The organism is Acidithiobacillus thiooxidans ATCC 19377, from assembly GCF_009662475.1.
GTDB classification, from domain to species: domain Bacteria; phylum Pseudomonadota; class Gammaproteobacteria; order Acidithiobacillales; family Acidithiobacillaceae; genus Acidithiobacillus; species Acidithiobacillus thiooxidans.
The window spans coordinates 2,415,630-2,441,693 of record NZ_CP045571.1 but is presented as its reverse complement, the minus strand read 5'-3'; the positions used below and the strand labels follow the sequence as shown (position 1 = coordinate 2,441,693).

Genomic DNA, 26,064 nt, shown 5'->3' with positions numbered 1-26,064 from the left:
TGATTCACTTTTGAAAGTCAGGCATGTCCCGAAAAAAACTCCACACCCGATGGCAACTGCTGTTACAAATTGTTTTTACCATTGGCGTTCTGTTCTGGCTTTTGCATAACACCAACTGGCCGTCGCTCAGTCAACGTTTTGCAGAAATGCGGCCCTGGTGGTTTGTCGCGGCCATGGCCTCCTATGCTCTGAATTTATCGGTATCGGTTATTCGCTGGCGCATTATTCTCTTGGCTATGGAGCGCACGGCTCCCATCCTCTGGTTGTTGCGGCTGAATTGGGTTGGGGCCTATTTTAATCAGGTATTGCCCGGGGCGGTTTCCGGTGATGTGATTCGTGCCTGGTACACCCGTCAGCAAACCGGTTCCATGCCGCTGGCGCTTGCAGCGGTTTTTGGTGACCGCTTTATGGGGATGGGCGCTTTGATTGTCATTGCAGCGGTCGCCTTTGCTCTGGGTGGAGCAAGGGTGGGGCTGCTCCCGCAAATGGGCTGGACCATCGGGATTCTGCTATATGCCTATGCACTGATTGTTCTTCTCATTTTAAGCCCGCTACTGAATTTTCTCGAAAAAATTTCCGGAAAACTCGGCGACAAGCTTCATGATATTCGGTTGGGGATGAGCGCACTGCTGCGCCATCGTCTGGCATTGAGCGCGACCATTGTTCTGTCTTTTACGATTCAGTGCATATCAGTTCTGACCTTCTGGCTACTCGCCCATGCTCTTGGCGAGGCCCCGGACGCCGTAGCACTCTGGGTAGTGTGGCCGGTAATCAGTCTGTTTCTGGCCCTGCCCATATCCTTTGCCGGTTGGGGGCTGCGAGAAGGCCTGATGGTTTTCTATCTGGGCTATTTGCACATGGGGCATGATCAGGCTTTGGCGCTTTCCCTGTTGCTCGGCTTCACCATGGTCCTGACCAGTCTGCCGGGTGCCTTGTTGTGGATAGGATTACACCGTCATCATGAAGCACCGCCTGATCTGCAGCATTAGGCCGGTGTCCACTGATAAACAATATTTTTACCGCGAGCATCTTCTTCGACCATGATCAGGTACTGCCCGTTTTTCCGGCGCAGGGCATGAACAGCGTGAATCATGTCCACCCAACCGCTTTGATTGCCCACCGCCGCTCCCGGTGAAATGTTCCCTACCTTTGCCCCATTGTCGAGGCGGAAAATAGTTACTACCGCATCCTTGCCTGCGGTGGGAAATACGGCGATGGTAAACAGATAATCACCGGCAATATCAAATGCTTTTGGTGGTAAGCCATGTCCGTCTTCGGGCATATTGGCCGCCCAGCGAAATTGCGCTTTTCCGCTTTTCCAGTGATCATAGCGCGCGACGACTGCGCCTATCAGCCCCCAGCTTTTTTTGCCTTTATTGGCGGTGTAGCCACCGATATAGAGACTATCGCTGCTGCTGTCATAATGTGCACGAGTCACCCGGGTAAATAATTCGGGCACCGGATATTTTACCGGAGATTTAAAACGGGGAATGCCCGCATCAGACCAAGCAGCAAAGGCATAATGCCAGATGTTTTGATCGGGTGTTTGCCCACGCCAGATACCCCCTTCCGCGTCCACGTTCCAGGCAAATCCATCGCCCTTGAGGCTGGCCACATGATGGGCAATTTGGCTTGGGGCCGGTTCAAAGGCGTATAAGTCGTATCCGCCTCCGGTTTGTCCCATGGTGTACAGCAGTCTTTTCCCCTGCAGATGGCGTAGTTCGGTGGAGCAGGCATCTTTGCCCATAATGCGTGGATCATCAGGGTAGCGCACAGCGTCCAGAGTAATGGCCTCTGCCTGCCAGCCTTTGCCGGGCTCCTGGTCAGGCTCATAGGAAAAAATGGATTCAGGACCATAAACCACTGTGCCATCACTGCGGGGGTCAAAACAGAAAGCGGTCACCCAGGCATATTTTGATAACTCCCAACGCAATTGCTGCTGGGGGTTTAAAGAACGAATAAGCACCGGAGAATTGGAATTGGGTCCAAAACACATGCCGACATAAAGATTACCAGCAGCATCCAGGCCGGCCCCGCGCAGGGCAAAAAACTTGTTGGCAGCCATTTTTCCCGGTGTGCCCGCCCGCAGCCCACCCTGAACCCCATAACGCTGATTGAGTTGTGGTTTAGAAGAGAGGGTATAACTCAGTACCTGTTGATCCGGACCATTATCGCAAATCAGCAGAACATCATTTTTATCGATGGAAATAGCCGTAGCTTTGGCCACATTGCCAATCCGACTGGGCAATATCTGACCATCCAAACCATAATGCAGGATTTGCCCTTTTTGTATCACCCACAAGGAGTTTTTCGAGTCGATGGCGAGGCCGGTGATATCCGATAATGGAAGGGTGTTGCGGACGCTCATATCCTGCGGATTGCGGATCTGAATGCCGCCTCCTTTGAGGGCCAAGGCCAGGGTTTCTGCGCGTCCTGCCATGGCGAGTGCCAATCCGGATTTGCTGTGCGCCTGGTATTTAATGGCCGATTGAATATTGTGTGGATCGCTCCAATAAAATTGTAATAAGTCCCCTGCAGTATTGGTGATAAAAAGCAGATGGCCGATTACGGCTACACTGGTTCCTGCGGTGCCCCAACCCCAGGCCCTTGAACGGACTTCCCCATCGGCCATGAGACATTGGACATTGGTATCATTGTCCCGATATAGGCCGGTACAACGCCCAGCCTCATCCCACAAGGATGCGGTCAGCACGGTACCATCATCCGTGACAGTCATGGCCACAATTTCATCCTGAACCCAGCGACCGGAACCGTTTTGACCCTTTCCGGCAAAGCTGTTGCCAATCCACGAGGTGGAATATTGTCCATGCAGCAGTGACAGCTCTGAACCTGCAAAAGCCCGAGAGATCAGGTTGTGAGAGTAAAAAGCAATACCCGCAACCGGCAGCGCCACTCCACTCAGTCCGGCAAATTTCAGGAAGGTACGACGATTATGCATGTAGAACCGCCTCACTATGATTAAATGCGTCAAATGGCCCGAGAAAGCATGGTCTGGCTTCGAGTGTAACGGATTACTGTGCTCATGGCGGTATGATGCGTTGCCACAGGGCGTGGCATCAAGATATAATTCAGTATCCGAGATGCTGGCGTAGCTCAGTCGGTAGAGCTACTGATTTGTAATCAGTGGGTCAGGGGTTCGATTCCTCTCGCCAGCACCAAATTAAAACAATGACTTATGCTTATGGATAAGTCCTTTTTCTTTGCCAAATTGAATTTTCGCTCAATAAATGCTCAAATGCATCACAAGTATGATTGAGCAGGAGAACGAAAAATGGCATCCATTGGCCCTCGTTATGACCGGGACAAGAACCTAATTGGCTGGCAAGCGCGGGTAATCCGAAAGGGATACCCCACAAGTTCCAAAACCTTCCGACAGAAAAAAGATGCAGAGCAATGGGCACGGTCCATTGAAAACGAAATGGACAAGGGCATCTGGCGGGACCGGAGTGAAGCAGAACATACCACGCTCAAGGATGCGCTTAATCGTTACGCTCAAGAAATCATCCCAACTAAGAAAAGCGGAGATCGAGAAATAGGCTATCTGAGGCAATGGCAAAAACGCCCCATTGCAAAGCGCTTTATGGCATCCATTGAGGGGCAGGATGTGGCAATGTCAATAAAAGAGATGGAAGCCGAAGGGAAGGGGCCAAACACGATCAGGCTTCATCTTGCCCTGCTTTCCAATTTATACAATGTCGCAAAGAAAGAGTGGCGGATGTCCTCTTTAGACAACCCAGTTGAATTGGTCCGCAAACCCAAGTTGCCCCAAGGCAGAGATAGGCGATTAATTGATGACGAAGAAACACGTCTGCTGGCTGCGTGCGACGAAGGGTTGACCGCATGGTTGCGTCCCGCAATTCTATTTGCGATTGAAACCGCCATGCGGGCCGGTGAAATACTGGAAACATGGAGGTATCTGAAAGATGCCGAAGGGAACAAGGTTAAAACGAAAGTCAGCGATGGCTTGCAATGGTCAGACATTGATTTAAAAAAACGCACGGCACACCTGACCAAGACGAAAAATGGCGACGCACGAACAGTTCCTTTATCCAGTCGGGCCATTCAGTTGCTGCAGGAATTGCCCCGGTCACATGACGATGGCCGCGTATTTGGAACAACATACGAGGCGATAAAACAAGCCTTTGCCCGTAACTGCGCCCGTGCTGGCATCGAGGACTTGCATTTTCACGACCTGCGACACGAAGCCACTAGCCGTTTTTTTGAAAAAGGCTTCAACCCAATGGAAGCGTCTGCAATTACCGGCCACAAGACCTTGCAGATGTTGAAGCGGTACACTCACTTAAAAGCTGAAGATCTGGCCAAAAGATTGGACTGAAACCCCATATGACCCAAAAAAGTCCCTTCCGTTGCATTTTTTTGACTATCAAACATATAGTCAAAAAATAAATACAATAAAATTGTTATAAAAGCCTATAAAGTATCTCATTGGGATGCCTCATAGACCGGATAGAAGTCATTCCAGCAATAATGCCAAGTCTAAATTGGACGCCATCCAAGGTGATATATCGTGATTATGATCGGGGTGTAGCAAACCCCCGCAAAAAAGGCCACCGTCAGTTTGAGTTTGTGGGCGGAGAGATATGAATGCAATACATTTTCCCATTATGGATGGCATATTGCCCAATCAAATCATATTGCCGGGCATGTTAAACACGGCGTACCATTGCCCTGAATCCGGGATACTGTTTTCAGGATTTTTTTCGACCTGGGGAGGCATATAAAAGCTCTTTGGCTGGCCAGTGCGAACCGCTATGGCAAAGCCGGGGCCATCCGGAGCCGTATTACCGAAAAATGTAAATACTGCCAGATAACAATGTGTTACATCTCCGCCGGCCGCCCAGTTCTGCAGCAATGAATCCCGCAAGGCGCTGCTGGATTGGACCAGATCAAAGTCCCGCACACCGGAAAACTGCAATTTGTTACCCCATACTTATCGCCAAGCTACCCATCAACACTCTTCCCTGTTGATACCTAGCCAACTACATTGATTATAATAAACATTATGCTACCAGCACGCACCCAAACCGTGCTCTTATTTTAAGTTTATTATTTGCTAATCAATGATATGCCGAGTAGGCGGCTTTGTCACTTGCCATCCGTCCGTCTGTTTTAAATTTTTTATAGAGCATTAAAAATTTTCATGGAAATCTATTCAAAAGCCACCTCAGTATCACAACTGTAATCATAAAATCTCAATAAAAATGCGTTTCTATAAGTTACTTTTAACGAAAAACAGGAAATTCCCTGGCTCTGCCGGGGTGACAGTAGATGTTTGACATATAGTGGCGTCCATCGGAGAACCGACGCTGTGAGCCGCCAAGCACACGACGAAGTAGAAACCGATCGACGAGATATTGGGCCTAAGGCACAGCAGGTGGGAGTGTAAATATCACATAGTATTTATTCCGAAGTGCCGACGTAGGGTGTTGTATGGTCAGTTACGGAATGATCTTGGAGAGGTATTTCGGGCTTTGTCCCGGCATAAGGAAAGCCGGATAGAAGAAGGACATCTGATGGTTGACCATGGGCCTATGCTGATTTCGATACCGCCGAAGTACGCAGTATCCAGTGTGGTGGGTTACATCAAGGGCAAGAGCGCGATCCATTTAGCACGGACTTACGGTGAACGGAAGCGTAAGTCCGTGGGTCAGCATTTTTGGGCGCGCGGATATTTTGTATCGACGGTGGGCAGAGATGAAGCGATGATTCGGTATTATATTCGCTATCAGGAGAAAGAGGATGAACGAGTAGATCAGTTGAACATATGGAGCTGATCCGTGCCACCCAGTGGTGGCGCCAAAACTGAGTGGCCGCGTTAGCGTCCCCGTTTTAAGCCGCTTTGAGCGGCTCATGAACTAAAGCTCCCGGCTTTGCAGGGAGATATTTACTATTCTCTGTAACTCCTAATATCAGAAAGTTATGCGAGTGGAGTAATTTGTTGTTGATTCGTGAGTAAAAAGCCAGCACGGCGTATTCGTAGGCCTCTTCCATGCGATCATAGTCCTTCCAAAAGTTTTCATCTTACTTCTTGGTGGATATATGATCGTATTTTTTAAATCTCGATAATTGATAGACCTTTTTTCCATTTTGTCTCGTTATAATCCATGAATTTATAGCCTATCTTTTGTTTCCGCATCGTCCCATATTGTTGTAATCATTCGAGCGCAATCTCGAAGAAAATCACTCTTATGGTAAATATAATCCGCAAGATCCATCCAACACATGTGGTGGTTCGTGCATATCCAATGAATGTCACCAATTTGGTGTTTAAAAATAGACAAAATGGTGACATTCATTGGCATGACGACAAATGGCACTAATATGGTGACAATATGGTGACAAATAGCAACAAGCACAAACCTGACTGCTATGCCGCACTGCTTAGCAAAAAAAATTGCGCAGGAATCAAAAGCGAGAGGTCCAACAATCCATACCAATAGGTACCTTTTGATGCAGCACAAGACTGAAGCACAACGAGGATGTTCATTGAAATTATGGAAGATAGCCATTTGGCCATGCATTCTGTAGAAACTGATATTTGAAGGATCTCTTAGATATTTTTCCAATGAGCCTAAATGCAGATTACTGTGGCGATTGTGTAAGATGGAAATAGGGATGTTTATCTCCAATAATTGGCATAGCCGAACGCTCTCCAACACGCCCGGAGGAAAAGTCATCAGCAACACGAAAACATCGTTAACCGACTATCTTTTAACAGAGTTTTTTTGTGGTTTTTTCTGTGCTAATAAAATTGCATTCGATAAACCTAGAGGGGGGAGTATTTTAAGAAAAGCAAAATAAGATGTTTATGTATGATATATTTACGCCATTATTTTCGGAACGCAAAAAACAGCTCCTCGACGTGAGCGGTCTACTCTATGAGCCGTTTTTCGCCATTCATGGGTGCTAAAGCTATTATTTTTCACGTGGAGAAAAATACGGGCCCCTGACTGGGTTAATTCAGCATGATGGTTCGGTCGCAGCTATTCCGACACCCACAGGTAAACCCAACCATTGCCGGATATGCTATACACTGAGAGCAGGTCTGGTTCCCGCGCCATTCTCAACCACCATTGGCCTTTGTACTCTGGTTTTCCAGTCTATTTAGACTCCAAAGCCAGAGTCCTTTCGGAACATGTTCAACTTCCAGAGTATGCCCGAAACAAGACCAGCGGTTCACTGCCGCCAATTCTGAAGGCTGGATGGATACTATTGAACCATACAGGTTGTAGCGCGATGCCAGGCCGCCACCACTGGCCCAATACAATGGCCATTGGACTCGAGCTGCACAGCGATTTCCAGATGTTGATCACGCCATATCAGGTAACGATCTGATGATGGGGATGAAACCCAGGCTGGCGGCAATCCACAGCGTGTCGTTGCAGACAATGCCACGATTACGCTCTCCACACCGTTTTCCCTGACGTAGCAGCGCAACCGTCCTTTTTTCCCAAGCTCCAGCAGAGTATCCCCCAGCCAGTTCCGATCCATCCGCACCATGCCGCTAGGGTATTGGCCGAATTGCTCCATAGGGAATATCGGGATATCGACTATATCCGGATGTGCGGCACCGGCGACGTCCAGACGGTGTGCCAAGAGGTTCCAGGCCTGAGCACAAGGAGTCGCAGGGTCCAGTCTGTCTTCGGAGGATTCTGTCACGGGTGGATAAATCTGGTCACTGATATCACTAGTGTCGATGGCCAACTTCTGCCGTGCCCAAGCCATCCATACCGACAAATCCGCTGCATGAGTGTCCCGCATGGGCGCATCTACCAAAGTCAGGGTTTGCGGCTGCTTTGCCCACGCAACCGCCAAACCCGGATTACTGGTATCGGCAAGGATTTGTTTCAGCGGCTTTTGTAAATACATCAGCGCTACTGGGCGACCTATGCCCGGAAGTCGGTCCCGTAGCAAAACAAAAAAGACCGGTCGGAGGGACAGCAAAACCCAACATTGCTCGCCGATATCGGCCTTGAGGTGTATCCAGTCCCGATCCAGTGGCGGAAACTCCAGGACCAGACTCCAGCGTAAGGATTCCGGCAATATCCCTGTGGGGAGGTGCAGAAATGCTTCCATTTGCGTTTCGGAAGCAATTTTCCAGAAATGGATGCCAGAAGTCAGGTGCAGGGTATCCGCCCCTACCAGCCCCACCCATTTCACGAACTGCAGGAGTCTGTCATCGCTGAGCGTGCGATTGCCTCCGAGCAGGCCCATCAGATTGCTGCGGCTGATCCCGAATCTGCGCGCTATTTCGACCAGGCTGAGCGGGGAAAGCGTCAGCACGTTACGGAAATCATCCATGGGGATGGGGTAGGGGCGGATAGGCATGCATTCCTCTAGGACAGGGCTTTTGAACGAACTGCATTATAGGTTATGCAGCCATCGTTCTGCAAAACGGTGACAGACAGCGTTAAAAAAGACATTATGCAAAAAAGGCTAAACGGAATCGTTCACAATAGGTGTCGTTCTGTGCAGTAACGGATCGCATCATGGTTTATGACGGGTAATCACATTTGTTACCTAGTGGCGAAACATTCCTGACTTGCGAAGGCGAATGACGAGATTGCAGCGGAAGCGGTCGTTCAGCGGACAGTCCATCATGCTTTTCGCAACTCGTCACTATGGCCGTAATCCGTGGCAGTCTTTTAAGAACAGTTTTCGAGAATCACAACCATTCGATTTACTGTATCATCGAATCGGTGATGGGATCCGGCAGATCTCCTTGCGCGGGCTGCGACAGGCTCAAGAGAAGTGACATCTAATATCCATGTCTTGGAACATGAAACGCATGGTCATTTTGCGTCTGTATGGCAGAAAGATGCAGATAAACCACAAAAAACGGGGGAATTGGGGGGTAGTCCGAAGTTAAAGCCGAGGGGCTGCTAGTGTAGTGTTGCATTCTGTTTGCTGCTTAAGTGGCTGTTGGCGCGAATGACCTTTTGCAGGATGTCGCGGGCGGTTTTGGTCAAGATGAAGGATTTGGGATGGGTGTTGTGGTGGTCGATGTACCCCTCAATGGCCTGGATGAGTTCAGGCACACTGGTGAACACCCCACGACGTAATCGCTGGGTCGTGATATCCCGAAAGAAACGCTCGACCATGTTGAGCCAGGATGCTGAAGTGGGCGTAAAGTGCATGTGAATACGCGGGTGCTTGTCGAGCCACGCCTGTACTACCGGGTGTTTATGGGTCGCATAGTTGTCGGCGATCAGATGCAGAGCCTTGTCCTTGGGCGTCTGCCGATCAATTTTCTTCAGGAACTTCAGCCATTCCACATGGGTATGTCGCTGTTGACACTGCCCGATGACCTGGCCATCCAGCACGTTGAGTGCGGCAAACAAGGTCGTAGTGCCATTACGTTTGTAGTCGTGGGTCATCGTTTCTGCGCGGCCCTTTTTGAGGGGAAGTCCCGGTTGGGTCCGGTCCAGGGCCTGTACCTGACTTTTTTCATCTCCGGCTTACTCTGCGTGGTCAATTCTACCAGACGGGCCACATCCACATGGAGCTGTTTTATCATCATAAACCTTAAGTTTCACCAAGAGTGCAACACCACACTAGTGTGGCCTGGGCCACGGTTTACTCACAGTAACCCGAAAATCCGGCGAGCGCTGATGATAACGTGCTCATTTATTTACTGGATGCCCAATACACAACAAAACCACCTTATGTGAGTCGCCAGATAACCTTTGGAAATTGTTTGCAAAAATGGGACCAGTGATCAATCTGACTGATTCAATGTTGAGATTTTAGAGCTCTTGACCACTTGCTCAGAACGGCCTAAACTGAAGCTACATTTTTTTTGATAATCTTCAATTTTTGTCGTTGCTTTCAGCAGGTTTAATTATGTTATTTATCATTCGACCTATTCACCGATGGGCAAAGAAGTACGATATAAAGCATCACCATATCTTGCTGGCATGGGCTCTGTTATGTCTACTGATTCCAGCTCTTACCCTATTCATTACATTGGGAGTAAGATTTACCACTGTGGCGCAAGTACTGTCTATTTTTATAATGGGATTATCTATCGGTGTGTATTTCTATATTCTATTGCTTGCGGAAGAGGCTAGAATTTCTGGTGAATTATAGGTTTACTATATTTTATGGTCTTGCCAACCAATAAATTGCAAATAAATCTTAGAGATATAGTTGTCGCCTGGATGTAACGCTCATTATAGCTTCGCGCTGTGGTTCAGTGTGTAGTTGAAAACAAAATCTAATGTAAATTAAGCATTATTTATTTATAAAGAAGATCAACACAGAACCAAAAAAATCAATTGGCAGTCAGCACAAATCCAACTACCCATATAAACATCCTCTAATATTACCTGGTAAATTACTAACCGATACCTTCCTTTTTTTGTTCAATGAGGTGGCTCAATAGAGCGACTTCATGAGCTAAACGGTACTGCTGTTCTGTGACTTCCCATTCTCGGGCTTGTTCAGCATTATAGAACTCTTTGTCGCAAAGCTCTGAAAGCTGTTGACAGTTTATGCTATCGTTCAGAAAACCAATGAGTTCAATAAGCTGTTCATTACCCAGGATAGGTAATGCGGTGTCCAAGGTTAGTCCGTCTTTGCCGCTCAACTGCTCGGCCGCTGCGATTGTAGCAGCGTCCAGAGGATCTATATTTTCTAGTGTCATGGCACGTGATAGTGCAGCCTGCAGGTCAAACGTAGTCATAATACCTCCTGATTGATTGTGTCTAGACAAGCCATCCTTAGCCCCGACAGAGTTTCGAGGCTAACACTCCCAGCTTCTTTTTTGAACATTGTCATACAGTAACAAAAAACCGCGCGTTATACTCTCTTCCTTGATGCGTTGCTCGGAATCCCAGAAGGATACTTCGCATACCAATCGCGCCATATGATCTTGTAAACTGGAATAACGTAAGGAATCCGATTAAGCCCAGGAATCACCGGCGCCAGTACCGCAATCAATAACATTACGAGGAAAATCAAAAAGGCAATAAGATCACCATTTGGTGAATTTCCGATCGCTGGTATCTGATACAAGAATGTATAGGGCCACAACCACCACGCTCCAGGATAAGGCCCGGCTATATGGGACATACCCCACTCTCCACCCTTTTCATCAAAATGACCTGCTACTGTATTCATTATGGGGCCGCCCAAATACAAAAGTGGGCGTGTATAATTGGTCTCATAGGGTGCCATGTTGGGGTTAGTATTGAAAGTAAGCGCGGCTTCCAACAAGCCCGTACGAGCAAATGTAAGCATACCGTTCATCAAAACGGGGACTGGCCCATAATCGCCCGCCGGTAACACTACACGTCCATGCGTAACCTGGGCTTTATTAAGTGCCGAAGTATATGCGTTATTCCATTCTGTCTGTTGCTTAGCGCTTGCATTTTGGTATGTGTTTAGAGCGGTTGCCACATTCGGATCAAGAGCCGCAATTTGCTGCAAAGGCTGCATCACGAAATCAACTTTGGCATTCAGTGGATATATAACCCCTACCCAACAATTCGGACAGAATGGCCCAATGTGTTGGGCATGGTTGTCATTATGGGTGTAAGGAGGTCCATAGGTCTGTAGGCGACTGGTTCCAGAAAAGTAGGAAACAGTGCGCTTCAGGAATGCGACTGGAGCCTTGGTAGCCACTTCCTTAATTGTCAGTGGACCGTAATTCTTTCCCGGAAACCCCCAAACGGCAGCCAATACCAAAATAATGGTCAGCATAACACCAAACACTATCAGCCCTTCGCGCACCATATCGTAGGGCTTCATTGGATAACCCCGAAGATTTTTATCTGAAAGAACGCTCATTTCTCATCTCCTTCACCAAGGGCTCTTGCATTCCCATCGTCGATTTCACCTTTACCACCATTGACTATAGGATGCACCGGACTCTCGCTGCGCACAAAAGCAAGGTGAGTCACCACGAAGAAGAGAATCAGACCGGCGAAAAAGACTACATGCAAGGTCAGTACGGTCGTGTAATTCATCCAGTTCATCCACGAAAGGCCTAACGCATTGAAGGCAGCCTTTCCTTGCTGACTATTCCACTGTGCATCCCAGTTGGCCTGCAGGAGAGTACCACTAATACCAGAAAAGATGGTGATGATGAAAATAATCCATCCATTCACCCATGTACGAAAGCGGTTCCCACGCCAAGCCGCCTTAAAAAACTTAAACGTGAGGTGCATAATGACGGCCAGATAGAAAACCTCAACACTCCAAAAATGCATAGCGTTGAAAAATTGTCCAACGCTATTGAAATGCCACCAATCCGGCCCAAAAAAAGCCAATACCGTACCACTCATGAATACTACTGCCAGTGATGCGAGCGTCATCGTACCAAAGAAGTAACCAAACGAGTTGACGTAGGCGGGCATCTCTGTAGGTAGATCATCTTTCAGTGGCAGGAAAGATTTTAGACCTTTCTGAAGCACCTTATCGATATTCATTCCCCAGCCTCCTCGTCATCCTCTCCATTGCCATATAAAAATGGACCTTGCTGTTGATAGCGACGCCTGGTTTCAGCGTCCATTTCCATGAATTCAGGCATGCGTGCATAGATGCCAACAGCAAAAATGATCAGGCCCACTCCCCAAAAAGCAATATTGGGCCATGCCAAGTTAAATATACCAAATACGACATGCGCTACCGCTGGTTGGTGCATGATAGGCAAAGAACTCATACTCATTATCTAACTCCTTTTTATTGCACTTCAGCCCTTCTTGAATCAAATATAATAACATGCAACTATATGATTCAAAATGAAAAAACGCACCCGTCCTTCAGGTAGATATTTTAATAAGAGAAACTCGACGGAATTATCTTGAACACATTCCTAACTGCCTCAACTTGCCACTCATAGCAGGCCTCCTTCAAGGATCCCGTGGTTGACCATGTTGTGAACTCAATCCTTGTCGTTTTGTCAAAGGGCGGAAGTCACCCAAGTTTAATTCCTGCTATACCTGATCCCCCTGTCCTCATTCAGATAATATCAAATCCAATTAGTCTTGATTGGTAAAACCATTAACCACCTGCAAAAACTTTACGCTCTATTATAGTACATGCTGCTCGTGTTCGTGATTGAGCTCAAGGAATCTTTGCGTAATTACCTCCGAGAGACAGGGAGAGCGAAATTTGGTGCATGAGTACCGGAGTTAACACCCCCGCTGCTGTCGCCAGATTGGCAAACTGGATTAAGGCGGATGCATTGACATCATTCAAATCGTTACGCACCTTAAGTGCGTTTTGTCGATCAATGATCGCATTGTTCTCCGTCACCAGCCCCACTCGCACTCCATCTTCGGCCGCTCTGCTCGCACGTTTCGCCAAGGCTAATGAATAACGATAGATTTTTGCTTGCTGCAACGATCCACTGAGCCCCGAAGAACTGGTGCGAAGAATTTGCTCGATGCTGCGTTCAGTGGTCAACAAGGTAGAGAAACTCTCCCCCTCCTGATACTGGGCCTCCGCTAAGGTTGCTTGTTGGGATCCGCCTGAGAAGATTGCCCAATTCATTTGTATCGTAGCAGAAGTCCCAATGTAATGATGTGGATCAGGAATGCCGCTACCTGAAGTCCCTGCCCCCTCCTGAGCCCCCTGAAAATATAAGGTACCATTTTCGGACATCCATTGATGCGCCAGGACAAGAGTCAAAGTAGGTAAGAATCCCCCTTGGGCCGCTGCAACGCCTTTGCGCGATGCATCCAACTGATATCTAGCTGATGCAAGGGCTGGATTATGAATTAGCGCCAAAGCTTGCCACTGTTTTTCCAAGTGAATCGGCAGATGGATAATTTGAGGCAGCTTAGGGGCCTCCGGGGGCGATTTTTTTCCGGTAAACTGCTCCAGTACAGCACCCGCCCCATGCCACTTGGCGAGAGCTTGTGCAAGCTGTGCCCGAATTCTGGCTAAAGCGACTTTGGCTTCATCTGCACCCAGAATGCCGGTGGTACCGGAACGGTAGCGGGCTTCAGCTGCATAAGCTTGCCGTGCGACCCCCTTCTCAGAGGCTTTTAAGTTTTGCAGGTTCGCATAGGCTAGAAGCCAATTTCCATAGGCAACAATGGCACTACGCTCAAGTTTTTGTACCGATTCTTGATACTGCGCCGCTGCTGCAGCGACTTGATCACCACTGGCCCGATAATTTTGCAGTGCGGACCAATTGAAGAGCGTCTGGCTTATCTGCGCAGACCATCTCTGGATGATATTATGACGGCCCCTCGAAAAAAGCACACTGTTCGGGTCATACTTGTCATAGGGTTTCTGGATACGATGGTTGTCCCATTGTGCACTGGCATGGACACTGATCTGAGGCAGCAGCTTGGCTAAAGCCAAGGGTTGTGACTGAGAAGCGACTTCTAATTGCTGACGGTATAGTTGAACTTGTGGATCATGATCAAGCGTTTCCTGCCAAAAATGCTCCAGAGTTAAAGCCGGTGCATTTAAACTCGCAAGCATCAGAATCACGCCTGCTACCAAGGCCAATTGCATCTGTTTCATGGGCGAATTTTCATGGTTTCATCCCAGTGGGGTGTTCCTGACAAGACAATACGTTCTCCCGCTTTAAGTCCTGAGAGAATTTGGATGCCTGCGGAGGATGCCAACCCGAAATGCACCAACCGACGTGTGGCTTTATGCCCCCCTTGAGATAATACATAGACCTTACCTTCTCTATCTTCCCGAGCACCTTCAGGTGTTGCCACGTAAAGAGCGTGTGCCAATTGACCTGCTCGGATGACTACGGTTACTGGCAGTTGCGGCCTGGCGATTTGGGGAAGTTTTCCGTGAAGCCGGATGGTAACAGGCACTTCACCATGAACCACTTTGGGGGATACTCTTTGAACGGCGCCGTGGAGTATCGGCACTTCGGGAATCGATAGTCGTACTTCTGCTTCCTGACCGCGTGCAATTTCTCCAGCATCTTCAGGCGATACCGAAAGAATCACATTCAACGTGTGGATATTAGCGATGCGGGCGATGGCGCCTCCGGATTTAAGCCTTGCACCTGCTTGTACGGATACTGTTTGTACTTCGCCGCTCATTCCCGCCTTAGGCTGCAAGGCCGCCACATCGGCTCGAGCCGCCAAAAGAGCGGTACGAGCTGACGCAATCATCGATTGCTCACCTTGAAGTTGAGCCCTATAGCTTCTGCGAAAAGCCAATATTCGCCGCTTCATGGAGGCCACAAGTTCTGCACTGTTACGGGCTGTGAGTTGATCCGTTTCATATTGTAGTCGGGAGATCACAGACTCACGAAGCAGGCTCAAGTCCGCTTTCAGTCGCATCTCGGCGCTGTCTGCTTGAGTTTTATAAGTGGCCAACTGTCCCTCCAACGCATATAACTGATCATCCATCGTCGCTTTTTGTACTTTTTGCTGAGCTATTGTTCGAGTAAGGACATATTGTGCCTTTCGGGCTTGTACAAGGACCTTAGGGTTGCTGAGCGACAATAATGGACTATTTACGTTTACTCTGCTGCCTGGATGGACAAACAAACGCTGCACTGTTCCACCAACATTGCTGGTAACCCATCGTTCAATCCGGGGTTCAAGTGTGCCGGGGGACCGGATCAATATAGGAAAGGTCCCCTGCCTGACTGTTCCTAGTGTAGTGTTGCATTCTTGGTGAACCTTAAGGTTAATGATGATAAAATAGCTCCATGTTGAGGGTATGAATGGAGTCGAGCCTTGCGAGTTGCGCCCACAGTCACTTTAACCAGCGAAGAGCGGTCCGAGTTGTCCCGTATAGTCGCCTCCCGATTAAGCAGTGTCCGCTTGTCATTACGGGCACGGATGATATTGCTGGCGGCAGAGGGCTTGCAGAACAAAGAAATTGCGGAGCGCCTGGGGGTGGATCGCCTGCAAGTCGCACGTTGGCGCAAGCGTTATCTGGAACACCGCTTGTCGGGCATTGAACGCGATTTACCGCGCGGCGCCCCTCCGGTGAAAGTGGATGTGGCCCGTCTGGTAGAATTGACCACGCAGAGTAAGCCGGAAGCGATGACGCATTGGAGTACGCGTAGGATGGCGGCAGAACTGGGTGTCAGTGCCGCCAGTGTGTCACGGCATTGGCGCAAGCATGGCCTCAAGCCTCATCTGCTGCGTGGTTTCAAGGTGTCACGTGACCCGCATTTTGTGGAAAAGCTGGAAGATATTGTGGGGTTGTATATGTCTCCCCCGGAGCATGCCTTGGTGCTCTGCGCGGATGAAAAAAGTCAGGTGCAGGCCCTGGACCGGACCCAACCGGGACTTCCCCTCAAAAAGGGCCGCGCAGAAACGATGACCCACGACTACAAACGTAATGGTACCACGACCTTGTTTGCCGCCCTCAACGTGCTGGATGGTCAGGTCATCGGACAGTGTCAACAGCGCCATACCCATGTGGAATGGCTGAAGTTCCTGAAGAAAATTGATCGGCAGACGCCCAAGGACAAGGCTCTGCATTTGATCGCCGACAACTATGCGACCCATAAACACCCGGTAGTACAGGCGTGGCTCGACAAGCACCCGCGTATTCACATGCACTTTACGCCCACTTCGGCATCCTGGCTCAACATGGTCGAGCGTTTCTTTCGGGATATCACGACCCAGCGGTTACGTCGTGGGGTGTTCACCAGTGTGCCTGAACTCATCCAGGCCATTGAGGGGTACATCGACCACCACAACACCCATCCCAAACCTTTCATCTGGACCAAAACCGCCCGCGACATCCTGCAAAAAGTCATTCGCGCCAACAGCCATTTAAGCAGCAAACAGAATGCAACACTACACTAGCTGGAGATTCTTGGCCGAAACTGACCGTCCACTGGTGATATCCCACAGCGTTATCGAATAAGCTGCCAACAGTACGAACTCAATAACCAACACAACAATCAGCCAAGTCCTCATGCGACGTTGCCTGATGGTCTCAAGAGGAAGGGGTACATCTTCAGGTTGGGACATTAGAATATTCTCATCGTATTATTAGACCTATGTAATATATTCAAAGCAACTGCCAAGCAGTTTTCTACCCACGACATACGGGCTTCAATAGTGCTTGAAGAAAGATGACTCTCACGTAATTGCTGAGCTTTTACTACTTAGGCTTAGGGCTTCTCTCGCGCGCTAAAACTCCAAGCATAGACTTTTCTCTTTGAAACAACCTGAAAATCTCTTCTCTCGATGGTACAAACTAAATCATCATAGATCAAATCATCGCCAAGTTGGGGGATGGTAGCATCATTGGGCATTTCAATGATTGTTTGATGCGTCTTACCTTCTTTATCGTAAACGGTGAAACCAACTTCCATACCGCCTCCCTTTTGCCGCCAGCGTTCAGTGACCTAGTAACTAAAGATAAAAAGCTTTTAATCAGTAGAATACACACCATACTTATTTTGATTATTCTTTATCTATCATCTATCGAACTCATTATAGTCGCTTTCGGTTTTCAGGCACGTCCATCAAGAATGATATACTTCTAAAACCTTGCTCAACCCAATCGAGGTGTTGGAAAAATCTTGCATGAGACCACGAACGCCGCACTGAATCTGTTATTAGAGTTTACCGGTATGCTTCATAAATTAAACCGGCTCCACGACATGTCGAGTGGATTCAGCGTTAGAATCAGGCGGATGTGACCCTGAATATAAGGAAGAAGGAGATGGATCAAAATCAGTTATACACCTTGGTCTTGGGTCTGGTACCGCCGTGGATGGTTGATAACGTGGTCTTCAAAGTCGAAGAGAAGCGATTGGATCTGCAGGTCACTTTTCCCAAGGGAAGCCGCTTCTCCTGCCTCGTCTGCGGCGCGGAATGTCCAGAGCATGGGGTGCATCTGGTGCCTGTTTCCTGGGAAAGGGAGGGTTCCAATTTCACCCAGCTGTTTGAGGCATTGATCATGACCCTGGTACGGGCGATGCCCGTGTTGACGGCGGCGCGCCTGGTACGGGAAACCGACAAGCGTCTGTGGCGGATCATTGACCATTATGTCGAAACCGCGCGGACCCGCGTAGATATGACCGGCGTTCATACGGTCGGTGTGGATGAGACCAGTGGCCGACGCGGCCACGACTACATCACGCTCTTCGTCGATCTGGAAGCGCGACAGTTATTGTTTGCCACGCCCGGCAAAGACGCCTCCAGCTTTGCGCGATTCGAGCTATGCTCGAAAGTGGTGTACGGGCGCGTTACAACTGGCTTGAATGAGGTGGCGTACTGTTGCTACAAAGGGTTTCCGACTCAAAGAGCAACATAAGGAGTACGCCGTGGAAAAGAATACCGTAATAGCAGGTGGGATGGGAGAGTTGGGTCTGGGCATTGAAGGGATACTTCGACGCGCGGCACGCTCTCTGATTGAGCAGGCCATAGAGGCAGAGGTGGCGGTATTGCTGGAAGAATTTGCGACGGTGCGGATGGTTGATGGGCGTCAGGCGGTCGTGCGTAATGGGCATCTGCCGGAGCGCGAGATCATGACCGCTCTGGGTCCGGTACCCGTCAAAGTACCCAAGGTGCGGGACCGCTCAGGATCGGGGATCAAATTCAATTCGGTACTGGCGCCTCCGTATGTACGCAAATCACGAACAGTAGCCGCTACAGTACCTTGGCTCTATCTGCATGGGGTGTCTTCCGGCCACATGCAGGAAGCCCTTTCCATTTTGCTGGGTGATGAGGCCAAGGGACTTTCACCTGCGGTGTTGGGACGTCTCAAGGCGGAGTGGGCGCAAGAGTATGCCCATTGGCAACACCGCTCCCTACAGGGAAAGCGCTATGCTTACTGGTGGGTAGACGGTATTTATACGAACCTCCGTGCGGAGGAGGATCCGCGTATCTGCCTGCTGGTGATTATCGGCGTGACGGCAGAGGGCAAGAAAGAGCTGGTCAGTGTCAGTGACGGCCTGCGCGAATCCAAAGCTTCCTGGCTGGAGATTCTGCGTGACCTGCAGGCGCGCGGTCTGGAGGCGGCCCCTTTGCTCGCCATTGGGGATGGTGCCATGGGGTTTTGGGCCGCACTGGATGAAGCCTATCCCGAAACTGGTCAGCAACGCTGCTGGGTGCATAAGACCGCCAACATTCTCAACGAACTTCCCAAAGCCCAACAGAGCAAAGCCAAGGCAGCGTTGCAGGAAATCTGGATGGCCGCCAATCGCCAGGCTGCGGAAAAAGCACTGGACGTGTTTGTGCGCAATTACCAGGCAAAGTATCCCAAGGCCGTGGCTAAACTGGAAAAAGATCGGGCTGAATTGCTCGCTTTCTATGATTTTCCGGCCGAACACTGGCGGCATATCCGGACCACCAATGCCATTGAGTCCACCTTCGCTACGGTACGCCACCGGACTACCCGGACGAAGAACTGTGTATCACGCAGCAGCTTTCTGGGATTGGGTTTCAAGATGCTGCAGCAGGCTGAAAAACGCTGGATTGGGATTTATGCTCCAGAGAAAGTCCTGCAGCTTTTTGCAGGGGTGAAATTTATCGATGGCTTACCGGCTAACCTCACCCTGCCGGATGATCAACAGACCGCCGCCTGATCTATGTCAGAAAATGCTCATACACCAGATTTGACTATAGCTCGCGCGATTCGCCACAGACCTCGGAGCCCACGGGGGTAGTGCGGAAGCGATCACGGACGTCAGCATGGATTTGTCTCCGGCCTTCCAGAAAGGGGCTGATGCGTATCTCCCCAAAGCCCAGGTGACCTTCGATCGATTTCACCTCATGAAACGCGTTAATGAAGCCGTGGACCATGTCCACCGCTCAGAAGCGCTCACCCGGCCAGATCTCAAAAAGACGCGCTGGGTATGGCTCAAGAATGACCGCAACCTGAAAGCGAAACTGCAGGAATCACTCCAGAACCTCAAGACTGAGCAGGCCTACCAGTATCGCCTGGCCTTCCAGGACATCTATACGATCAAGAATCGCCACCAGAGTGCCCCACTTTTGAAAGCCTGGTTGGAAAGCGCCAAGTCCAGCGGCTTGACGCCTATCGTCAAGGTCGCCTACACCATCATGAACCATTGGGATAGCGCACTCCGCTGGTCTGAGAGCCAGATCAATAACGGAATTTTTGAAGGTTTCAACAGTCTCATCCAATCCGCCAAGGCGAAAGCGCGGGGTTACCGTACCCACAAGAACTTTATCAGCATGGCTTATCGATCCTGGGTAAACTGGATCCTAGGCTACCCACTTAAAATGTCGATAAACCAGCTTTCTCCATCCATTAAGGAGTGATTTTGGACACACAGAAACCTGATTTAGTAACCGCCCGTACCAGTACTCCCGCTATTCCCGTCAAAGGGCGTTCCATTGGAGTGGTTATGCTTACGATGATGACGGCCGCATTGTTTTTTACGTTACGGAACATGCCAATGATGGCCGGCACTGGTCTGCAAATGATTTTTTTCAATATCGTGACCGTGTTTGCCTTTCTGATTCCCATTGCCCTGGTCGCAGCTGAACTGGCTACTGCCTGGCCCAAAAATGGCGTATTCCACTGGATTGAAGAGGCCTATGGCACTTCCTGGGGATTTACAGCGATCTGGTTGCAATGGACCCAAAGCATATTCGGCATTGCCTCCATTCTGGCCTACGTTGCTGTCAACTTATGCTATGCATTCGATCCGCAGCTGGCCACCAATCGCTGGTTTATTTTTGGGATCATTCTTGTGGTTTACTGGGGAGCTACGGCCGCTAACATGCGTGGGACGCGAACATCCGGAATGATTTCCACAGTCTGCCTCAGCAGTGGCGTCCTCTTACCCAGTGCAGTACTGATCATCATGGCTGTATTCTATATCATTCAAGGAAACCCCATTTATCTTAAGCTTGCACTCGCTGCAGATAACTGGTTGCCATTGGTGAATCCTGAACATCATCTGCTGCTTTTTCTCAGTTTTATTTTCGGAGTAGCCGGTATTGAGGTATCTGCCGGGCATGCCCGGGAAGTCAGAAATGTACGGCGCAACTATCCCATTGCGGTCTTTTCCGCCGCAATTCTGGGCTTTGTCGTAACATTGTTGGGAGGCCTGGCTATCGCAGTAGTCGTACCAATAGCTCATTTAAACATGGTCTCTGGAACTATCCAGGCTTTACAGGCATTGTTTAGCACCTGGCATTTGAGTTTTTTGCTGCCCCTGGCCGCCTTTCTTGTAGCTTTTGGCGCTGCGGGCCAAGTCAGTACCTGGATTTTAGGACCGATTAAAGGGATGTGGGCCGCCTCACAAAGCGGCATTCTGCCTGCCTCTTTCCAGGAAGCCAACCGGCATGGAGTACCGCGTAATCTCCTTTTGTTGCAAGCCATTTTCATGAGCGTGGTAGCCCTGCTCATTCTGGTCATGCCGGTCAATACAGCCTTTCTGCTACTGACCTCTCTGGCCGTTGTACTCTATTGCTTCATGTATTTGTTACTTTTTACGGCTGCTATCCGATTGCGTTACACGCATCCAGATGTGCCGCGACCCTATCGCGTTCCGGGTGGCCGCAACTGGGGGCTCTGGCTGGTTGCCGGAATTGGCTTTATGACTTCACTCGCCTGTCTGTTTATCGGCCTGATCCCTCCGGGACATATGGCAGAGAACATTTATGCTCCCTCCATGATAGGTGCTTTAATTCTCATGATTCTTATCCCGTTGGGTTGGTATCGCTATCGAAGGCAAATTGTGCCAGCTTAATGGGTTGTAGATCGATATTTAACTCTCTATAAGGAGATTATCCCATGCCATCCTCTCTTTCTTCACAAACCATTTCTTTCTGCACGACCGATAGCGTAAAACTGGAGGCAGATATTTATCCTGCGCAGAATCCCTGGTGTGTGCTGGCCCATGGTAAAGCCTACGATAAAAATGCCTGGAAACCCTTGGCTATGGATATGCAACAGTGGGGATGGACCGTGCTGGCCCCGAATTTCAGAGGATATGGTCTGTCGGAACGGGGAGATAATGCCAGTTATGATCAGGATATCTTGGCCAGCATAACCTATGCACGCAGAGAACGCGCCAATCCAATCGTTCTTTTGGGCGCTTCCATGGGCGGGATCGCCGTTATCGCCGCGCTTGCAGAAACGGAGAAACCCGTGGATGCCGTCATATGGCTATCCCCTGCGGGAGGGGAGGAATATTTGCCACTTCTGGCCAACAAGGCGGCTCATGGCCTGTTGCTTTTCAGTGAAAATGAGGCTTATGCGGCCCCTGCCCGAGAAATCGCGAGTCACCCCCCTTTTCCTATTTCTACGCGTAGCTGGCCCGGCAGCCTGCATGCACACCAACTGTTGAATGATCCCGATTCCGGGCCTGAAGTAAGGACAGTCATTCAGGACTTTTTGGCCAGCCTCTACAATCCAATGCGTCACGCTTAGCGCAACGACTGCTTAATCGACATATTATGGCTGAGACCGCAGGGGCATCGCCGAGATGCGTAAATAAGCTATGAATGGCATGGATACACCAAAGTCGGAAAGCCGTTACTCCAACGAAACGGGGAGCCCACATCTTCTTGCCATTACCATCGCCGTAATGGCTTGCATTATCATGAATGTCCTGGACATCACGATTGTCAACGTGGCATTGCCGCATATGGAGGGATCGCTTCACGCCAACAGCAATCAGATTACCTGGGCACTGACTACCTACATGTTGGCCATGGTTATCGTGACCCCGCTGACCGGATTGCTGGTCGAACGTTTCGGACAACGGCAGCTCATCCTGTGGAGCGTGGCTGGCTTCCTGGTCTGCTCGGTCATGAGCGGACAATCCCACAGCCTCACGGAAATTGTCTTTTGGCGCTTCATGCAAGGGGCTCTGGGGGCATCGCTCGTACCGGTCGGACAGGCGATTTTGGTAGAAGCCTATCCCCGGGAAAAACGAGGAGTAGCCATGGCAACTTTGGGCATGGGGACCATGCTCGGTCCGATTGTTGGCCCCGTGCTCGGTGGTTATCTCACCCAGGACCTTTCCTGGCGCTGGTGTTTTTACGTCAATATTCCTATTGGCCTCATCGCGTTCACCATGCTGTTGCTATACATTCCCAGTTTCGGCAAAAGCGAGCATCCCCGGCCGATTGATTGGCTGGGTTTCATGTGGATGGCTATCGGTCTGGGGGCCTTGCAGATGATGCTCAGCCTCGGAGATCAGGACGGCTGGCTCAGTTCTCGTTTCATCATCATTTTGATGTTACTGGCGGGCATGGGGATTTTGCTGTTTGTACTGCGCTCGCTCAATGTTTCCCATCCACTGGTGAATTTGCGTCTCCTTAAAGATCGCTCCCTGACTCTGGGCAGTGCAGGAATCGGTTTATTCGGTTTGGTGCTTTATCCTAAAAACAGCAGTTACCCCTACTGAAATAAGATTATCCATTTGATAAGATGAGGCTTTTCCTGCACATGGAGGCCACCCTATGGGTGAAGAAGAAAAACACCCGCAAAAGGCCATTCCGGAGGCGGTACAGACCATAATCGTCGACGCGTGACGCCCGGAAGGGATGTATTGACGATCATGCTTTGTTTCTCATGAGTAACACAATCAATATGATCGCTATGAAACTCCAGAAGAGGAACGTGAATGCATCCAGTATCCCTCGCATTGCTGCGTGTTGCGCCAGAGTTTGTCCCAGTACCTGCCAAGCCAGCGTTCCCTGATGTAATCCCGCATCACGCATATAGCGGGGTAGTGCCGCGCTGAACGGATTGATATGTCCACCCATCTGATTCCAGGCCTCCTGGGCTTCTTCCGTCATGATGGTGGAGATGATAGCAATACCCATAGAGCCCCCCAGATTACGCATCAGATTGAATATCCCCGATCCTTCGGGTGTCTGTTCTTTGCTCAGGGTTGCAAAAGCCAGTGTGAATAGAGGAATGGATACCAGGCCCAGGCCGAGACCACGGATAACCCCAGGCCAGATTATCCAGAAAGGGCTCACCTGCAGGTTGTAGGAGAGACTCAACCAAGTGCCCGTGGCCCCCAGACCGATTCCCGCCAGAATCATCCAGCGCGGGTTGGCCCCGCGATTAAGCAGTCTGCCTGCCATCCACATGGAAACCCAGGAGCCTATCCCTTGCGGGGCCATGACCAGCCCTGCGGTCTGCGCTTCATGGCCCATATAATCTTGCAGGTAGATGGGCATATCACCATGGTTCCATAAACCTAGAAAAAGCAGTTACGGTCCGACAAGGGCTGGGAAAGCCCCGGGTGGCACCCATGGTTTTTGGGTAATTTGGGCGACGATGTAGCTGACAAGAAGGTCCCAAGGATTTGCTCCCAGCAACCGTTCCGCAGTCTGCTGGATGGTCTTTAACCCATTGCAAATATTTTCGATTCCGCGTTCGATCTTTTTTTGTGCGGCGTGCATCGGGATCAAATACAGATGGGTCTGTCCCACGTGTTTGGTGCTCCGGCCGATGGCGGACAACAGTATTGGGCGACTGGTGATAGCCTCCTCCCGCATTTCCGGGAAGGCCAGCCGGGTATACCCGCTCCACCAGTTGTAGATCAGCCCCACGGCGCGCGCAGAAAGTCGGCAACGCGCCAGATCCCGGGTGGTGTAGCCACACCCCATCCCCATTGATTCTTGAGTTCGTCAAAGCCGTTCTCAGCATCTGCCCGGTCACGATACAGCTGTGCGACACTCAAAACGCCTTCGGAGAGATCGGTCACCAAGACGGCATATTCATAGACCTTGGTCTGGCGTCGGTCCACAAAGGCAAAGGCCAGTTGACCGCGCTGTTCCCGGGTGGCGATCAGGTTTTCCTTCAGCAAGCGCAGCAGGATGACGACCCGACGACTTTGCGCCCAACCCGCCAATTGGATCGTATCCTCACGGCCTTCCCAGCCTTGTCCCGCATCTATCCAGTCCCGGCGGGTAAAAACGCGCTGTAGCAGGCGCTTCACACGCGAGGACTGGCGCAATTTGAACAGGTACGGTTGCTGCCGGGACTCCATTTCCCGAATCACGGCATCATTGCCAAAGCCGCAGTCGCCACGGACCAGATAGGGACGCTGTTCAGCGCGCAGGGCATCCAGGACGCGATTCAAGCCGGGCTGGGCATGATTGGACGCGGTGGTATTCCCCGCCGTCACTTCTACATCCAGCAGCAAACGCAGGTTGCCTATCCAGTAGGCGTGATAGGCATGGGAGGGACGTCCGGGCTTGTGCGGATTGTAGCCCACTTCCGCGCCTTCCTGATGCCCGAACAGGGGCTTGACGGTCGTATCGATATCCAGAATCCAGGGGGTCTGGCAGGCGGCCACCACGCTTTTGAACAGATGCTTGCGCATCCATTCCGTCCCTTCGGCTTCGGGGATTTTGCCTAACGCCCGGCGTAGGGCATCTTCACTGACGATCTTGTCCATCCCCAGAATATTGGGACTCACGCCATCACTGCGTAATCCCGTAACATGGGCATAGCGGCGGTGACCCGCCAGAATAGAGAGGAACAAGGCCCCCAGCACGTCCTGTTTCTGTGGGGCATTGGGGCTGGTGTAGTGCAAGGGACTCTCTTCCACCCGAGTGTCAAACAGACCCGTGGTCTCCAGATAGGCGGCAAAAAACACCATCTAGCCCATGAGCGTTGCCGCAGATTCCTGGTCCCAGGATACCTGAATACGACCGCCCAGGGTGTCTACTATCATGGTCTGCACCGCCGCCGGAATAGCCTTCTGCGGGTGTTTTTCTGCTTCACCCATCGGGTGAACCTCCATCATCAGGGAAAACCTCATCCTATCAGATGGATAAGGTCATTTCAGCAGGGGAAACTGCTGTTTTTAGGTTGATTTGTTTAACAGAGTCATGCCCCAAGCGTGCAAACAATCTGATCTGCCTCACTCCGGGGATCAGCCGGAGGGTACCAGTACATACTGACTGACTCCAAGACATAAGAATGCAACATTACACTTGATAATCAGTTAGTTACAATTAGAGAAAATTTACCGTGGCTAATGCCTCAGGTTTGGGCAGTATGATGAGAAACATCATAGGGGGCTATTCCTGGAAAGTGCCGGCGTCATGAAGTTAGACGGAGAGGGCAAACTGACAGTCCTCTTTGCCTATAGAAACCGCTACCGCTACCTCA

Annotated in this window: 21 protein-coding genes, 1 tRNA gene and 4 pseudogenes; 11 read left to right on the top strand and 15 right to left on the bottom strand. The window is 50.2% G+C overall.

The features are described from left to right. Nucleotides 1–23: 23 nt before the first annotated feature. Complete coding sequence (locus GCD22_RS12915; RefSeq protein WP_031573120.1) at nt 24–989, top strand: lysylphosphatidylglycerol synthase transmembrane domain-containing protein; 966 nt, start codon at nt 24–26, stop codon at nt 987–989. Here GCD22_RS12915 and GCD22_RS12910 read toward each other — a convergent pair. After that, nucleotides 986–2,959 carry an NHL repeat-containing protein gene (locus GCD22_RS12910; protein WP_081577365.1) on the bottom strand — a complete coding sequence of 658 codons (1,974 nt, stop codon included), beginning with the start codon at nt 2,957–2,959 and terminating at the stop codon, nt 986–988. The two genes, GCD22_RS12915 and GCD22_RS12910, sit on opposite strands and share 4 nt — an antisense overlap. Nucleotides 2,960–3,103: 144 nt before the next feature. Here GCD22_RS12910 and GCD22_RS12905 point away from each other — a divergent pair. Continuing rightward, nucleotides 3,104–3,179 (top strand) — tRNA-Thr (locus GCD22_RS12905). 113 nt (nt 3,180–3,292) lie between these two features. Next, nucleotides 3,293–4,357: a site-specific integrase gene (locus tag GCD22_RS12900; RefSeq protein WP_081577366.1), complete on the top strand. Its 1,065-nt coding sequence runs from the start codon at nt 3,293–3,295 to the stop codon at nt 4,355–4,357. A gap of 309 nt (nt 4,358–4,666) precedes the next feature. Here GCD22_RS12900 and GCD22_RS12895 read toward each other — a convergent pair whose 3' ends face one another. Continuing rightward, a complete protein-coding gene (locus GCD22_RS12895; protein ID WP_031573133.1) occupies nt 4,667–4,957 on the bottom strand; it encodes a hypothetical protein in 291 nt (96 codons plus the stop codon). Nucleotides 4,958–5,384: 427 nt separating this feature from the next. Here GCD22_RS12895 and tnpA point away from each other — a divergent pair, with 427 nt between their 5' ends. After that, on the top strand, nt 5,385–5,816 hold the full coding sequence (tnpA, locus tag GCD22_RS12890; protein WP_153940817.1) for an IS200/IS605 family transposase: 432 nt from the start codon (nt 5,385–5,387) through the stop codon (nt 5,814–5,816). Nucleotides 5,817–7,251: 1,435 nt separating this feature from the next. Here tnpA and GCD22_RS12885 read toward each other — a convergent pair. From GCD22_RS12885 to GCD22_RS12850, 8 genes and pseudogenes are all read right to left on the bottom strand, one after another. Beyond that, on the bottom strand, nt 7,252–8,370 hold the full coding sequence (locus GCD22_RS12885; RefSeq protein WP_081577368.1) for a hypothetical protein: 1,119 nt from the start codon (nt 8,368–8,370) through the stop codon (nt 7,252–7,254). A 554-nt stretch (nt 8,371–8,924) separates the two neighbouring features. Continuing rightward, nucleotides 8,925–9,494: pseudogene (locus tag GCD22_RS12880) on the bottom strand (IS630 family transposase); the annotation flags it as partial. An 887-nt stretch (nt 9,495–10,381) separates the two neighbouring features. After that, nucleotides 10,382–10,726, bottom strand: a complete 345-nt coding sequence (locus tag GCD22_RS12875) for a hypothetical protein (RefSeq protein WP_031576089.1) — start codon at nt 10,724–10,726, stop codon at nt 10,382–10,384. Nucleotides 10,727–10,842: 116 nt separating this feature from the next. Further along, nucleotides 10,843–11,832: a hypothetical protein gene (locus tag GCD22_RS12870; RefSeq protein ID WP_031576091.1), complete on the bottom strand. Its 990-nt coding sequence runs from the start codon at nt 11,830–11,832 to the stop codon at nt 10,843–10,845. Then, nucleotides 11,829–12,473, bottom strand: coding sequence for a cytochrome b N-terminal domain-containing protein (locus GCD22_RS12865; protein WP_051690773.1), 645 nt, complete (start codon nt 12,471–12,473; stop codon nt 11,829–11,831). Before GCD22_RS12865 ends, GCD22_RS12870 begins: the two co-directional genes overlap by 4 nt. Beyond that, on the bottom strand, nt 12,470–12,712 hold the full coding sequence (locus GCD22_RS12860; RefSeq protein WP_031576095.1) for a hypothetical protein: 243 nt from the start codon (nt 12,710–12,712) through the stop codon (nt 12,470–12,472). Before GCD22_RS12860 ends, GCD22_RS12865 begins: the two co-directional genes overlap by 4 nt. A gap of 398 nt (nt 12,713–13,110) precedes the next feature. Continuing rightward, complete coding sequence (locus GCD22_RS12855; RefSeq protein ID WP_031576097.1) at nt 13,111–14,523, bottom strand: TolC family protein; 1,413 nt, start codon at nt 14,521–14,523, stop codon at nt 13,111–13,113. Then, on the bottom strand, nt 14,520–15,344 hold the full coding sequence (locus GCD22_RS12850; protein WP_483396365.1) for an efflux RND transporter periplasmic adaptor subunit: 825 nt from the start codon (nt 15,342–15,344) through the stop codon (nt 14,520–14,522). Before GCD22_RS12850 ends, GCD22_RS12855 begins: the two co-directional genes overlap by 4 nt. Before the next feature lie 366 nt (nt 15,345–15,710). On the opposite strand from GCD22_RS12850, the gene GCD22_RS12845 reads away from it, so the two are divergent. Next, a complete protein-coding gene (locus GCD22_RS12845) occupies nt 15,711–16,796 on the top strand; it encodes an IS630 family transposase (RefSeq protein ID WP_153940443.1) in 1,086 nt (361 codons plus the stop codon). 311 nt (nt 16,797–17,107) lie between these two features. Here GCD22_RS12845 and GCD22_RS12840 read toward each other — a convergent pair whose 3' ends face one another. Then, nucleotides 17,108–17,311, bottom strand: a complete 204-nt coding sequence (locus GCD22_RS12840) for a hypothetical protein (RefSeq protein WP_031576109.1) — start codon at nt 17,309–17,311, stop codon at nt 17,108–17,110. Nucleotides 17,312–17,664: 353 nt separating this feature from the next. Between GCD22_RS12840 and GCD22_RS12835 the strand changes: the two are divergent. From GCD22_RS12835 to GCD22_RS12810, 6 genes and pseudogenes are all read left to right on the top strand, one after another. Next, nucleotides 17,665–18,159, top strand: a pseudogene (locus GCD22_RS12835) (helix-turn-helix domain-containing protein); the annotation flags it as partial. Nucleotides 18,160–18,298: 139 nt separating this feature from the next. Next, the gene (locus GCD22_RS12830; protein ID WP_306670500.1) at nt 18,299–19,531 is read left to right on the top strand and encodes an IS256 family transposase; all 1,233 of its coding nucleotides are present in this window, start codon (nt 18,299–18,301) and stop codon (nt 19,529–19,531) included. A gap of 46 nt (nt 19,532–19,577) precedes the next feature. Further along, a pseudogene (locus GCD22_RS12825) lies at nt 19,578–20,191 on the top strand (transposase); the annotation flags it as partial. 42 nt (nt 20,192–20,233) lie between these two features. Continuing rightward, nucleotides 20,234–21,670, top strand: coding sequence for an APC family permease (locus GCD22_RS12820; RefSeq protein WP_202806192.1), 1,437 nt, complete (start codon nt 20,234–20,236; stop codon nt 21,668–21,670). A gap of 44 nt (nt 21,671–21,714) precedes the next feature. Next, nucleotides 21,715–22,353 carry an alpha/beta hydrolase gene (locus GCD22_RS12815; RefSeq protein WP_031568562.1) on the top strand — a complete coding sequence of 213 codons (639 nt, stop codon included), beginning with the start codon at nt 21,715–21,717 and terminating at the stop codon, nt 22,351–22,353. A 79-nt stretch (nt 22,354–22,432) separates the two neighbouring features. Continuing rightward, nucleotides 22,433–23,308, top strand: a pseudogene (locus GCD22_RS12810) (DHA2 family efflux MFS transporter permease subunit); the annotation flags it as partial. Nucleotides 23,309–23,486: 178 nt separating this feature from the next. Here the strand turns inward: GCD22_RS12810 and GCD22_RS12805 are convergent. From GCD22_RS12805 to GCD22_RS18780, 4 genes are all read right to left on the bottom strand, one after another. Next, nucleotides 23,487–24,119 (bottom strand): MFS transporter, encoded by a 633-nt coding sequence (locus GCD22_RS12805; RefSeq protein ID WP_226856168.1) that lies wholly within the window; start codon nt 24,117–24,119, stop codon nt 23,487–23,489. Nucleotides 24,120–24,152: 33 nt separating this feature from the next. Next, entirely contained in the window at nt 24,153–24,374 is a 222-nt protein-coding gene (locus GCD22_RS18615; RefSeq protein ID WP_244947532.1) for a hypothetical protein, read from the bottom strand. Nucleotides 24,375–24,484: 110 nt separating this feature from the next. After that, nucleotides 24,485–25,549, bottom strand: a complete 1,065-nt coding sequence (locus tag GCD22_RS12800; protein ID WP_217805767.1) for a transposase — start codon at nt 25,547–25,549, stop codon at nt 24,485–24,487. Beyond that, nucleotides 25,550–25,678, bottom strand: coding sequence for a hypothetical protein (locus GCD22_RS18780; protein ID WP_254892709.1), 129 nt, complete (start codon nt 25,676–25,678; stop codon nt 25,550–25,552). It lies immediately after the preceding gene. Between the last annotated feature and the right edge of the window lie 386 nt (nt 25,679–26,064).

Excerpts from the sequence above, each read along its gene's own strand:
- GCD22_RS12870 (WP_031576091.1), bottom strand. The coding sequence starts at position 11,832 with ATGAGCGTTCTTTCAGATAAAAATCTTCGGGGTTATCCAATGAAGCCC.
- GCD22_RS12875 (WP_031576089.1), bottom strand. The coding sequence starts at position 10,726 with ATGACTACGTTTGACCTGCAGGCTGCACTATCACGTGCCATGACACTA.
- GCD22_RS12860 (WP_031576095.1), bottom strand. The coding sequence starts at position 12,712 with ATGAGTATGAGTTCTTTGCCTATCATGCACCAACCAGCGGTAGCGCAT.
- GCD22_RS12885 (WP_081577368.1), bottom strand. The coding sequence starts at position 8,370 with ATGCCTATCCGCCCCTACCCCATCCCCATGGATGATTTCCGTAACGTG.
- GCD22_RS12865 (WP_051690773.1), bottom strand. The coding sequence starts at position 12,473 with ATGAATATCGATAAGGTGCTTCAGAAAGGTCTAAAATCTTTCCTGCCA.
- GCD22_RS12805 (WP_226856168.1), bottom strand. The coding sequence starts at position 24,119 with ATGCCCATCTACCTGCAAGATTATATGGGCCATGAAGCGCAGACCGCA.
- GCD22_RS12855 (WP_031576097.1), bottom strand. The coding sequence starts at position 14,523 with ATGAAACAGATGCAATTGGCCTTGGTAGCAGGCGTGATTCTGATGCTT.
- GCD22_RS18780 (WP_254892709.1), bottom strand. The coding sequence starts at position 25,678 with ATGGGTGAAGCAGAAAAACACCCGCAGAAGGCTATTCCGGCGGCGGTG.
- GCD22_RS12815 (WP_031568562.1), top strand. The coding sequence starts at position 21,715 with ATGCCATCCTCTCTTTCTTCACAAACCATTTCTTTCTGCACGACCGAT.
- GCD22_RS12900 (WP_081577366.1), top strand. The coding sequence starts at position 3,293 with ATGGCATCCATTGGCCCTCGTTATGACCGGGACAAGAACCTAATTGGC.
- GCD22_RS12840 (WP_031576109.1), bottom strand. The coding sequence starts at position 17,311 with ATGGAAGTTGGTTTCACCGTTTACGATAAAGAAGGTAAGACGCATCAA.
- GCD22_RS12915 (WP_031573120.1), top strand. The coding sequence starts at position 24 with ATGTCCCGAAAAAAACTCCACACCCGATGGCAACTGCTGTTACAAATT.
- GCD22_RS12800 (WP_217805767.1), bottom strand. The coding sequence starts at position 25,549 with ATGGTGTTTTTTGCCGCCTATCTGGAGACCACGGGTCTGTTTGACACT.
- GCD22_RS12910 (WP_081577365.1), bottom strand. The coding sequence starts at position 2,959 with ATGCATAATCGTCGTACCTTCCTGAAATTTGCCGGACTGAGTGGAGTG.
- GCD22_RS12830 (WP_306670500.1), top strand. The coding sequence starts at position 18,299 with ATGGGAGAGTTGGGTCTGGGCATTGAAGGGATACTTCGACGCGCGGCA.